Genomic DNA, 11,360 nt, shown 5'->3' on the forward strand with positions numbered 1-11,360 from the left:
GCCCACCGCCAAGCGGTGGGCAGGCCCCTGTGGAATGTCGCCGGCGGAGCGCTCAGCGGACCGCGTTGTTGAACTGCGAGGTCCGCACGAAGGCCAGAGCCACGACTCCCAGCAGCGGCAGGGCTGTGACCTGCAGCAGTCCGGCCCGGGTCCAGTCGGAGGAGTCCACCAGGGCGGCGAAGAGCAGGCCCGAGAACGCCGCCGGTCCGTAGTAGCTGGTGACGAAGAGGCCGGAGGCGCGCCCGATCTGGCCGGGGCGGACGGCCCGCTGCAGCGCGCTGTTGGTGTTGGGGTAGATGAAGCCCAGCCCGAAGGCACCCATGAGGAAGGCGAGCACGCACTGCACCCCCACGCCGGCGTGCGTCTCGTAGATGCACGCGCTGATGGCGGAGACGGCCAGCAGGCTCAGCATCAGCAGGTTGCGCTGGTTGAAGCGGTCGCCGAGCCAGCCGCCGAACACGGCCGTCATGCCGCCGAAGCCGAGGAAGCTCATGGCCAGTGCGGCCTGCTCGGCGGTGTAGTGCAGCGAGGTGATGAGGTAGGTCGGGTAGAGGCCGAGGAATCCGTAGATGGCCACACCGCTGATGACCGCGTGGACGGCCAGTGCGACGGTGTTGCGGTTGTAGGCGGAGGCGGGCATGTACTCGTACGTCCTGGTCGAGGCGACCTTCTCGGCGGAGTGCTCCGTCAGGCCGGTCTTCACGAGGAACAGGGAGGCCGCCGCGATCAGCAGCCCGGCCGCGCCGAACAGGTAGAAGGGGGAGTGCCAGGTGCCGTGCATGCCCGTGAGCCCGACACCGATCAGCGGCGCGATGAACACGCCGATCGAGTAGCCGACGCCGATGACACCGAAGGCGAGGCCGCGCCGGTGGGCGAAGAAGGCACCGATCGCCGCGAAGATCGCTGCCGACTGCATGCCCTCACCGAAGCCCGAGACGACCCGGTACAGGGTCATGTCGGCGAAACCGGTCGCCAGCGGCGTGGCCATCGTGCCCAACGAGTAGATCACGATGCTGACCAGCAGCACGGTCTTGCGGCGGAAGCGGTCCAGGAGGTAGCCGGCGGGAAGGCCGGCCAGGGCCATGCCGAGGGTGAAGTTCGTCGCCAGCAGCCCGCCCTGCTCCAGGGAGAACCCGTACTCCTCACGGATGTTGGGCAGCAGGGGAGGGAAAACCTGGCGGTCCATCGCGTTGACCATGTAGGAGAGGACGATCAGCAGGAAGCCCACGCCGATCATGGTGCGGGAAACGGGGGGTCTGCTGCTTTCCTGTGTTTCGTCGGCGGGCACCGCACTGGTGTCGACCTGCGCTGCGTGAGTCATAGCGGCTCCTGAGGAGGAATGGGCCACGGCGGACCGCGGCGGATCCATCGCCGTACGGGGTCGTAGGGCGATGACGAGAAGCGGTGAGCTGAACACGGACTTGAGCCGACGACGGCTGTGCGGTCGTCGACTGAAGGAATGGGGTGACGGCGGGCTGCCGCGCGGTCGGACGCCGCGTGCGGAATTCAGCTCTGTATCACCCGTCGGTGACGTCCGTGGCTATGACGTCTTCGACAGCCGGACTTCGTGCGGACACTCATCGGTCACACGGTCGGCGTTGGCAGAAACCATGAAGGGAAGTCCCGGGCGCGTCAAGATGCCAACAGTGGTTTTCTTCCGCGCCTCTCGTATTTCCCGTGATGGCGGGGTTTCTCCGCTCCGTTTGCGGGCTGTGGCGGGGTGTCGACGGTCAGGTGTGGCTCGCACTCTTGACGTGCCGAAGGCGGCGAATGCTATCGTTAGCATCACGTGGCTGTGACAAAGTGATTCGACGTGCCCCGGTATCCCGGTACCCCGTGATCCGTTCCAGGGGCGTCCAGCGGCGCCCGCCCCGACCACAAGTCGGCGAGTGCCGACGAGCCCAGTGACCCCCTCCGACCCACCCAAGGCGACCGACGGCCCATCGGACATGCCGTCGGCCGCCCCCCTGGTGGCGATCAAACCCGCTCACCGGACGCGACCGCGCGCGACGCCCGACCGTCCGCCGCGGCCGCACGATTCCGCGCCGCACGATTCTGCGAGGACGACCTGCTATGAGACACCCGAGCCGCCCAGGCACCGTGCTGCTCACCGACTACGCCTGGCCCGACGACTCCGTCGAGCGATCGGTCATCGAGGAGGCGGGCCACACCCTGGTGACCGGCCCCGCCGAGCCCGCCTCCGCCGAGGCCGTCGAGGAACTCGTGGCCGAGCACCGGCCCTCCGGGATCCTGACCTGCTGGGCGCCCGTCTCCGCCACCGCGATCGGCACGTCACCGGATCTGCGGATCGTGGCCAGACTCGGGGTCGGTCTCGACAACATCGCCGTGGAGGCCGCCACCGACCGGGGTGTCTGGGTCACCAATGTTCCGGACTACTGCGTCGAGGAGGTCGCGGACCACGCCGTCGGCATGGTGCTGGCCTGGACGCGCGGCCTGGCCGTGTTCGACCGGGAGGTCCGTGCGGGCCGTTGGAACCCCGCCAGTGCCCGGTTGCGCCGACTGTCGACGCTGACCTGCGGCATCGTCGGATACGGGCGCATCGGACGCGCCACCGCCGGTCGGCTCGGCGCGTTCGGCTGCCGGATCCTCGCCCACGACCCGCACCCGCCGAAGGACGCCCCCGGAGTGGAGATGGTGGGTCTGGAGGAGTTGCTGCGCCGCAGCGACGTGGTGATCCTCCATGTGCCGCTCACGCCGGACACCCACCACATCATCGGAGCCGGGCAGCTGGCGCTGATGCAGCGGGGCGGCCTGCTGGTCAACGTGAGCCGAGGTGGCCTGGTGGACACCGACGCCGTGATCAAGGCGCTCGACAGCGGGCACCTGGACGGGGCCGCCTTCGACGTCCTGGAGACCGAGCCGCACGTCCCCGACGGACTGCTGGCCCAGCCGGGCGCGCTGCTCACCCCGCACGTCGCCTTCTCCTCCGACGCCTCGGTCACGGAACTGCGCCGTCGCGCCGCCGAGGAAGTCGTACGCATCCTGGCGGGCGAGGAACCGGCCCACGCCCGCAACAGCCCCCGCGGCCTGACCACCGGGTCGGGTGACCGGCGATGAACTCGCCCTCCGAGCCGGTGAGCCCGAACCCGGTGCCGGACACTTCACTGGCCGACTTCCTGCTCGCCCACGGGCTCGCCGCGCCCGGCGAGGCCGCCCGCTGGACGCCGCTGACCGGCGGTGTCTCGTCCGATCTGTGGCGGGTGGACCTGCCGGGACGCTCCCTGTGCGTCAAGCGGGCCCTGGCCCGGCTCCGTGTCGCCGCCGATTGGCAGGCACCGGTATCGCGCAACGCCTACGAATGGGCGTGGATGCGGTTCGCCTCCCGGCACCGGCCGGACAGCGTGCCGGAGCTGCTGGCCCACGACGCCGAGGCCGGCCTCTTCGCGATGTCGTTCCTGCCTCCCGAGCAGTACCCGGTGTGGAAGGCGCGGTTGTTCGGCGGCCAGGTCGAGGTGGCGACCGCCGCGGCCGTCGGGGAACTGCTCGGCACCCTGCACGCGGCGAGTGCGGGCGATGCCGCCCTGGCCGCGGAGTTCGCCACCGACGACAACTTCCACGCGCTGCGCATCGAGCCGTACCTGTTGGCCACCGCGGCGGCGCACCCCGACCTGGGGGACATCCTCCAGGGCCTCGCCGACCGTACGGCCACGACCCCCCTCGCCCTGGTGCACGGTGACGTCAGCCCCAAGAACATCCTGGTCGGCCCGGCCGGGCCCGTGCTGCTGGACGCCGAGTGCGCCTGGTACGGAGACCCGGCCTTCGACCTGGCCTTCTGCGTCAACCATCTGCTCCTCAAGAGCCTGGTGGTACCCGGGCACCGAGCCGATCTCCTCGACTCCGCCCGGGTGCTGGCCGAGGAGTACGTCCGGTGCGTCGACTGGGAGCCCCGGAGCGCCCTCGAGGCGCGGGTCGCGTCACTGATCCCGGCGCTGTTGCTCGCGCGCGTGGACGGCAAGTCCCCGGCGGAGTACCTCACGGACGAGCGGCACCGGCTGTTCGTACGCACGGTGGCATCGGCTCTGCTGAGGGCGCCGGCTCCCACGACGGCGGACGTCCTGGACGCCTGGGCGGACGCGCTGGGGACCCGGGCCGAGCCCGGTGGCGGCATACCCGACTGACCAGACCGACCTGACAGAGGAGACACGCATGCGGAGAGTCGTCACCGGCCATGACGAGAACGGCAGGTCGGTCGTCGTCAGCGACGGCCCCGTGCCGCGCAGCCGGGAGTTCACCAGTCTGCCGGGCTGGGTGTCCCGCCTGCCGTGGGCCACCGACCCCGGTGAGCAGGTCAGCCGGACGGGGGAGGATCCCACACCGAAGGTCACCAGCCTCCTCCCGGCACCCGGCGGCACGAGGTTCATCGTCCTGACCTTCCCGCCGGACACCGCGATGGCCGACCCGGAGTTCGACCCCGTCGCCTTCGACCGGGAACAGCGGGCGGACTCACCCGGCATCGCCGACCTCATGGAGCCTGACGGCATGCACACGACGCCGACCGTGGACTACGGCATCGTGCTGCAGGGCGACATCGTCCTCGAACTCGACAACGGCCACCGCACCTCCCTCTCGGCCGGGGACATCGTGATCCAGAACGGCACCCGCCACAGCTGGCGCAACCGCAGCGACCATCCGGTCACGATGGCCTTCGTCCTCGTCGGCGCGGAGCGTGACGGCTGACAGGTCCGCCACACAGGTCAGACGTGTCGTGGGCCGGAGGTGAGGCATTCCTCGACGAACGCGAGGGCCTTGAGGTGGTGGGCGCGTGCGGTCCAGCCGAGGCTGATGTTGTGGCCGGCGTCGGACTGGCGGTCGATGACCACACGGGGAGTGGAGGTCAGGCGTGCGGTCAGCTCGGCGAGATCGTCATCGTCGTGGCTCCACCAGGTCTCGTGTTCGGCGAAGGTGAGCCGGACCGGGACGCGGACGCGGGGCAGGATCGCGGCGGACAGCCGTGTCCAGCCGGCCACCGTGGCGGCCTCGAGTGCGGGCATGGGCGCCACGACCGTCTGGCTCATGAGGAACGTGTCCGGCGGATACAGGTGCAGCGGCCCCCAGTTCAGCTTCCGTCGGCCCAGGCCGTCCTCACGGCCGACCAGGCCGGGGTTCACCGCCAGTCGCCCTCCGCACCCCGAGACGTCCACACCCAGTAGGTCGGAGGTGTCCCAGCGGGCGGCGGCTGCCAGGGCGACCTTGGCGCCGAAGGAGTGCGCGAGCACAAGGGTGCCGGCCCCCGGTGCGTGGCGCGCGGTGAACGCCGCGACAGCGGCTCGCACGGCGGTGGCTTGCGCCATCAGTCTCTGCCCCCGCGGGAGGTGTACGGCCGAGGCCCCGTAGCCCGGACGGTCCAAGGCCAGCACCGTGTAGCCCAGGCGCGCTCCCAAGGACAGGAGCGACAGGTCCGGGTGCGCCTGGCCGTCGAAATACCCCGCGTTCATGCCCCCGCCGTGCAGGGCGACGACGACCGCCCGCGGAGAGCCGTGCGGGGGCTCACTCAGCAGGCCGGACAGCGTGATGCCGTTGGCGTCGACGGTGACCGGGCGTACGCCCGGGGAGAGCCGCCGGTCAGACGTCCATGGCACCGTAGACCCTCCAGCATCGGTCCTCATGCGGGCGCACCTCGTCACATCCCGGGCTCACCGTCATCCTCATCCTCGATGCCGGAGACGGTACCGGCCACCCGGGCGTCACCCCACGACGCCGAAGGCCCACGGAGGAGCGACCACCCTCGTGACGCACTCCACACGCTCGCTCAGGAACCCTGCACCCAGCGGGCCCGACTTCTGTCACCGGTACGGCCCGGACCAGCCGACGCCGTACGACCCGATCTGGAGACCCGGTGATGGACGAGCCCCGACGATCCTCCTCCGGCACGAGTGCGGCCCTGTGGAAACCGGTGCCGCCGCCCGCGCTGTGCGGCTTCCTCCTGCTGCTGGCGTTGATGTTCGCGGTGTCGTACGCCGTCGGCGCCGCCGCGGGACCCGTCGCGCCCGGCATGAGCGGCACCACACAGAACGATGACGGGCGTGGGGGCACGAACATGGACGACATGGATGACATGGGCGACATGGGGGACGTGACCGGGGGTCGCGGCTGATGGCCACAGAACCCGACATCCTCCTCAGGACCACCGATCTGACCGTCGGCGGGATGACCTGCGCGGCCTGCGTGAGACGCGTCGAGAAGAAGCTCGGCAAGCTGGACGGGGTCACGGCGACCGTCAATCTGGCGACCGGACGGGCCCGTGTGAGCCATCCGGTGCACATCCGTCCCGAGGAACTCGTGGCGAGCGTCGAGCAGGCCGGATACACGGCCGGACTTCCGGAGCCGCCCGAGGAACGTGAGCGCGACACCGGGCAGGGCGAGGACGACGGCGACAGTGAAGCCGCACGTCAGGAACGCGATCGGTTACTGGTCACGGCGCTGTTGGCGGTTCCGGTACTCGCGCTGTCGATGGTGCCCGACTGGCAGTTCCGCAACTGGCAGTGGCTGTGCTTCGTACTGACGGCACCGGTTGCCGTATGGGGGTCGTGGCCGTTCCACCTGCGGGCGGTGCGCGGGCTGCGGCACTCGGCGGCGACCATGGACACCCTGGTGTCGCTGGGTGTGGTGGCGTCCTTCTCCTGGTCGGCGTATGCGCTCTTCCTCGGGGGCGCGGGCGACCCCGGGATGCGGATGCCGTTCAGTCTGGTGCCCTCGGCCTCGGGCGGTGCCGCCCACATCTACCTGGAAGCGGCGGTCGGCGTGCCGCTGTTCGTGCTGGCCGGACGCTTCCTGGAGGCGCGGGCCCGGCACGGAACCGGAGCCGCGCTGCGGTCGCTGGCCCAACTCGTTGCCAAGGAGGTGTCCGTACGGGACGGCGACACAGAACGACTCGTCCCCATTGATGAGTTGAGCATCGGGCAGGTCTTCGTGGTGCGGCCTGGCGAGCGGGTGGCCACGGACGGAGAGGTGGTGGAAGGCAGTTCCGCCGTCGACCTGTCCCTTGTCACCGGTGAGAGCGAGCCGGTCGAGGTCCAGCCGGGCTCGGGCGTGGTGGGCGGCGCCGTCAACGCGGGCGGGCTGCTGCTGGTCCGAGCCACGGCCGTGGGCGCCGGCACACAACTCGCCCGTATCGCCGGACTGGTGACGGAGGCTCAGGCCGGGAAGGCGAAGGCGCAGCGGCTGGCCGACTCGGTGGCGGGGGTGTTCGTGCCCGTGGTGCTGGCGCTCGCGGTCACCGTGCTGGGTTTCTGGCTGGGCGCCGGGGCCGACCCCCAGGCGGCCGTCACCGCGTGCGTCGCGGTGCTGGTCGTGGCCTGTCCGTGCGCGCTGGGGCTGGCGACGCCGACCGCGTTGATGGCGGCGACCGGCCGGGGCGCCCAACTGGGTGTGCTGGTCAAGGGGCCGCAGTCCCTGGAGGCCCTTCAGCACCTCGACACCGTGGTGCTCGACAAGACCGGCACACTCACCTCGGGGCACATGAACGTCGCCCAGGTCACAACGGTGCCGGACGGCCTGGGGAAGGACGAGGTGCTGCGGCTGGCCGGGGCGGTCGAGCAGGGCTCGGAGCATCCGCTGGGCCGCGCGATCGTCGCCCACGCCCGCCGGACCCTGCCCGGGCGGCAGCCGTTGCCGGAGCTCGGCGACTTCAGGGCCACCGCGGGCCGGGGAGTGTGTGGCCGGGTCGAGGGGCGGCTGGTCGAAGTCGTCGCGGCGGACGACGAGTTGCCCGCCGCGCTGGCGAGGGCCCTGCTGGTGGCGGAGGCCGCCGCGCACACGCCCGTCCTGGTGCGGGTCGACGGGGTGGCCGAGGCACTGATCGAGGTCGGTGACGTCGTACGACCGGGCAGCTACCGTGCCGTGGAGCGGCTGCGGCGCCTCGGCGTACGCCCGGTGCTCGCCACCGGTGACCGGGAGGCTCCGGCCCGGGCCGTCGCCGCCGCTCTCGGTATCGAGGACGTGCACGCGCGCTGTACTCCCGAGGACAAGGCCGAGCTCGTACGCGAGCTGCGGGAACGGGGCTGTCGGGTCGCGGTCGTCGGTGACGGGGTGAACGACGCCGCTGCGCTGGCCGGTGCCGACCTGGGCATCGCCATGGGCAGCGGCACCGACGCCGCGATCGGGGCCGCCGACGTGACCCTGGTGCGCGGCGACATCGAGGCCCTGGGCGACGCGGTCCTGCTCGCCCGGCGCACCCTGGGCACGATCCGCGCCAACCTCGTGTGGGCCTTCGGCTACAACGTCGTGACCGTGCCGCCGGCCATGGTCGGCCTGCTCAACCCGATGGTGGCCGCGGCGGCGATGTCGGTGAGCTCGCTGCTTGTGGTGGGCAACAGTCTGCGGTTGCGGGTCTGGCAACCGGCAGCCGCTCGCGGACTCCGGCCGTCGTCCGCCCGGAGCGGTGAGCGATGATCTCTTGCTTCCCGCCTGCTCGCAGGGATGTCCCTCCCGCTCGGCGGCATGTCCTGTCGGCTCGCCACTCCGTGGCCACGACCCGGAACCGAGGCGGCCGATGACCGTGCACCCGTGGCGTCCTACCCGCCGTCGGCTCGCCGACGCCCTCAGGGCCGCGCTCGCGCCTGTCGCCGCCTGCAGTGTCGCGCTGGGCGGTCTGACCACCTGGGCCTTGTCCGGCAACGCGGTCACCGCGCGGATCGCGGTCACCGACGCCCATGTCTACCTGCCTTACGGGAACACCCGGGACACCGCCGCGTTCTTCCGGATCACCAATTCCGGAGGCGCGGGCGACCGGCTGCTGAAGGTGACGATGGCCGGCGCCGGTGGTGGCACCGAGCTCAGTCGTCACCGTATGACCAGCGGCCGGGCGGCGTACGCGGAGACGGTGGACTCGGCCGAGGTCCCGGCCGGCGCCAGCCTCGCCATGTCGCCGTCGGGCCTGGACGTGACACTGCGGGCGAAGCCGGGGTGGCGCGAGTTCGACTTCGTGCCGTTCACACTGCACTTCCAGCGCAGCGGACGGGTCGAGGCGCTGGCGATCGTCGTCCGCCCGGGCAGGTTCGGAGCGTGACCGATGTGTCATTTCGGGCCTGCGGTCACAGGCACTTCGACGCTGACCTTTCCGCTGTGACGGAACCACAGGTTGTAGCGCACGGTCTGGCCGGGCTTCAGCGCCGGCGGGTCGAGGATGACGACCCCGAGGCCGCCGGGTGCCATACGCACCGTGCCGCCCGCCGGAACACTGACGGCCCAGGCCGGCTCCGTGCGACCCGTCCCGGTCCGGCGCGCCGTACGGCGGATGACGCTGATGCCGAGCTCCGGGGAGTCCGCGAACCGCAGAGTGTCCGGGGAGGCGCCGGTGTTGCGGATCTCGAAGTACGCGGCGGTGGAGCGTGCCCCCATGGGCGCGATGATCCGGGCGGCGACGACTTCGATCCTCGGCGGCGGGTCGCCTGCCGCCCCGGTCGCGGTGTAGCCGACCAGCAGGGCGAGTGCCGCGAAGCACGCGCCGACGGGTGCCGCAGCCGCCCGTAAGCCGCCCATGACCGGGCTGTTCCGCATCGTCGGACGCATCAGGTTCTTCCGCTCCTCAGTCACAGGAGTAGCTCCGCGGACGTGCGCCGACGGCGGCGCAGGGCTCGGATCAGCAGCGGGGGCAGCAGTGCGCACTGCACGGCGACCGTTGCCCAGAAGAGGCCGGGGTGACCCGACTGCTCGGCCAGCTTGTAGCCCTCGCCTCCCGCGATGCCGCTGGCGAACGCGCCGATTCCGGCCGCGAGGCGTTGGCGGCCGAAGACGACGGCGGGTGTGCGGGGTGACCGGGCGAGGGCTTCGAGGTCGTTCTTGAGGAAGAGGATGATCTCGCCGAGGCAGATGAGCAGGGCTCCGCCGAGGATGGCGGCCGGGTGACCGGCGGCGAGGGTGATCATGCCGCTGGACAGGGCCGTGAAGCCGAGTCCCAGGGCGCGGTTGTAGGGCATACGGGCGATCCAGGCCGACAGAAGGGGCTGCGCGACCACGAGGAGCAGGGCGTAGAGGGCCAGGACGAGGCCGTAGAAGACCGTTGAGGTGCGGGGTACGGCGTAGACGGCGAGGTAGTGCTGGAAGAACATGAAGACGTACACGCTCAGCACGGTGATCGCGAAGGGGAGCACGGGTAGTCCGGCGAATGCCTTGGCCCGGCCTGCTCGGCGCGGGGGCGGCTGCTCGGTGGCGGCCTCTTCCTCCGGTCCGGACGGTTCGTGGTCGGGGATCTCCGCGGGCAGCAGGACATGCCCCACGGTGATGGCCGCGAACAGTACGGTGACCGTGGCGAAGAGCTCCGCGGAGGCGCTGAGCACGAAGGGCGCGGCGGCGATCGGGCCGAGCGCGATACCGGCGTTGAGTGCGGAGCTGCTCGCGGACAGCAGCAGGGGGCGCTGTTCCTCCTCGACACGGTGGACCAGGTACGCCTTGTTGGCGGGCAGATAGAGCGCGGCGCCGCTGGAGACGAGGAAGAGCGCCGTGACTGCCGCGCCCGCATGGCCCAGCCCCGGCAGGAAGCCGGCGAAGCCCGTCGTACGGATCACCAGGGCGAGCACCATGGTGCTCTGCAGCCCGATGCGTTCGGCGATCGCGGCCCCGACGATGCCGCCGGAGAACTGCATGAACGAGGCGACGGCGAGCACCACGCCCACGGTGCCGAGCTCCATCCCCAGTCGCTCGTGCAGCAGGACCGACATGAAGGGCAGCACGGCGAAGCTGCCCAACGGGATGAGGAACGATCCGGCCAGCAGGAAGAGCTGCGGTCCGGTCAGTCCCCTGAGGCCCCCGAGTCCCCTGAGTCCGGTGGGTGGGGTGAGCCGTGAAAGGCCGGTGCGCAGCCGTGTACGAGGCTTCCTCTGCGGAGTCGGCGTCATCCCCGGTCGCGGTCGTCGTCGGCGGTGACGATGGGGCGTATGCTCCCGGCCGCGCTGAGGGCCCGGTGCAGGGCCAGTTCGGCGGTCCCGGCTTCGGCCAGGACGATCCCCGTGCAACTTCGCTGGTCGCTCAGGTGCTCCACACGCCGGCCCGGGACGGCGGTGGGATACCACTCGGGCGAGCCGGGGAAGGCGGACAGACCGTCGAGGCCGGTCCAGCCGGTGAGCGTACCGGGGCGGTCGGGGTAGACGAGCACGAAGCCGGTGGCGGGGCCGGTGGAGGAACCGGCAGGGGTGTCCAGCAGGGCGGGGCGCCGGCCGAGAGCGGTGTCGACCATGGCGTCGTAGACGTTGGTGTCCAGCCGGCGGCACAGTGCCTCGCCGACGAGCGCGCCGCCGATACGACGGTTGATCTCCACCAGTTCCGGGCCCTCGGTGGTGAGGACGAACTCCACGTGTGCGAAGCCGCTGTCATGCCCGGCGGTCGCCAGGACGCGCCCCACC

The 11,360-nt window shown here is 71.2% G+C and carries 10 protein-coding genes and 1 pseudogene; 6 read left to right on the plus strand and 5 right to left on the minus strand.

Going from position 1 to position 11,360, the window contains the following annotated elements:
- Positions 1 to 52: 52 nt before the first annotated feature.
- Positions 53 to 1,321 (minus strand): MFS transporter, encoded by a 1,269-nt coding sequence (locus FNH08_RS32100; protein WP_152775043.1) that lies wholly within the window; start codon positions 1,319 to 1,321, stop codon positions 53 to 55.
- A gap of 752 nt (positions 1,322 to 2,073) precedes the next feature.
- Here FNH08_RS32100 and FNH08_RS32105 point away from each other — a divergent pair.
- The 3 genes from FNH08_RS32105 to FNH08_RS32115 are packed head-to-tail and all read left to right on the plus strand — an operon-like array spanning position 2,074 to position 4,698.
- On the plus strand, positions 2,074 to 3,078 hold the full coding sequence (locus FNH08_RS32105) for a C-terminal binding protein (protein ID WP_152775044.1): 1,005 nt from the start codon (positions 2,074 to 2,076) through the stop codon (positions 3,076 to 3,078).
- Positions 3,075 to 4,139 (plus strand): phosphotransferase family protein, encoded by a 1,065-nt coding sequence (locus FNH08_RS32110; protein WP_152775045.1) that lies wholly within the window; start codon positions 3,075 to 3,077, stop codon positions 4,137 to 4,139. Before FNH08_RS32105 ends, FNH08_RS32110 begins: the two co-directional genes overlap by 4 nt.
- 28 nt (positions 4,140 to 4,167) lie before the next feature.
- Positions 4,168 to 4,698 (plus strand): cupin domain-containing protein, encoded by a 531-nt coding sequence (locus tag FNH08_RS32115; protein ID WP_152775046.1) that lies wholly within the window; start codon positions 4,168 to 4,170, stop codon positions 4,696 to 4,698.
- Positions 4,699 to 4,715: 17 nt separating this feature from the next.
- Here FNH08_RS32115 and FNH08_RS32120 read toward each other — a convergent pair whose 3' ends face one another.
- Positions 4,716 to 5,627, minus strand: coding sequence for an alpha/beta fold hydrolase (locus FNH08_RS32120; RefSeq protein ID WP_152775047.1), 912 nt, complete (start codon positions 5,625 to 5,627; stop codon positions 4,716 to 4,718).
- A gap of 233 nt (positions 5,628 to 5,860) precedes the next feature.
- On the opposite strand from FNH08_RS32120, the gene FNH08_RS32125 reads away from it, so the two are divergent.
- The 3 genes from FNH08_RS32125 to FNH08_RS32135 all read left to right on the plus strand — a co-directional run bounded on the left by FNH08_RS32125 (position 5,861) and on the right by FNH08_RS32135 (position 9,028).
- On the plus strand, positions 5,861 to 6,115 hold the full coding sequence (locus FNH08_RS32125; protein WP_152775048.1) for a hypothetical protein: 255 nt from the start codon (positions 5,861 to 5,863) through the stop codon (positions 6,113 to 6,115).
- Complete coding sequence (locus FNH08_RS32130; RefSeq protein ID WP_152775049.1) at positions 6,115 to 8,412, plus strand: heavy metal translocating P-type ATPase; 2,298 nt, start codon at positions 6,115 to 6,117, stop codon at positions 8,410 to 8,412. The genes FNH08_RS32125 and FNH08_RS32130 overlap by 1 nt, the downstream gene beginning before the upstream one ends.
- Before the next feature lie 100 nt (positions 8,413 to 8,512).
- Entirely contained in the window at positions 8,513 to 9,028 is a 516-nt protein-coding gene (locus tag FNH08_RS32135; protein ID WP_152775050.1) for a copper chaperone PCu(A)C, read from the plus strand.
- A gap of 8 nt (positions 9,029 to 9,036) precedes the next feature.
- On the opposite strand, the gene FNH08_RS32140 is transcribed toward FNH08_RS32135, so the two are convergent.
- From FNH08_RS32140 to FNH08_RS32150, 3 genes and pseudogenes are all read right to left on the minus strand, one after another.
- Positions 9,037 to 9,555: a copper chaperone PCu(A)C gene (locus FNH08_RS32140; RefSeq protein ID WP_322725859.1), complete on the minus strand. Its 519-nt coding sequence runs from the start codon at positions 9,553 to 9,555 to the stop codon at positions 9,037 to 9,039.
- On the minus strand, positions 9,552 to 10,856 hold the full coding sequence (locus tag FNH08_RS32145; protein ID WP_152775051.1) for an MFS transporter: 1,305 nt from the start codon (positions 10,854 to 10,856) through the stop codon (positions 9,552 to 9,554). Before FNH08_RS32145 ends, FNH08_RS32140 begins: the two co-directional genes overlap by 4 nt.
- Positions 10,853 to 11,360 (minus strand): annotated as a pseudogene (locus FNH08_RS32150) (ATP-grasp domain-containing protein); the annotation flags it as partial. The gene FNH08_RS32145 and the pseudogene FNH08_RS32150, both read right to left, overlap by 4 nt.

This window comes from Streptomyces spongiae, assembly GCF_009377185.1.
Taxonomy (GTDB): domain Bacteria; phylum Actinomycetota; class Actinomycetes; order Streptomycetales; family Streptomycetaceae; genus Streptomyces; species Streptomyces spongiae.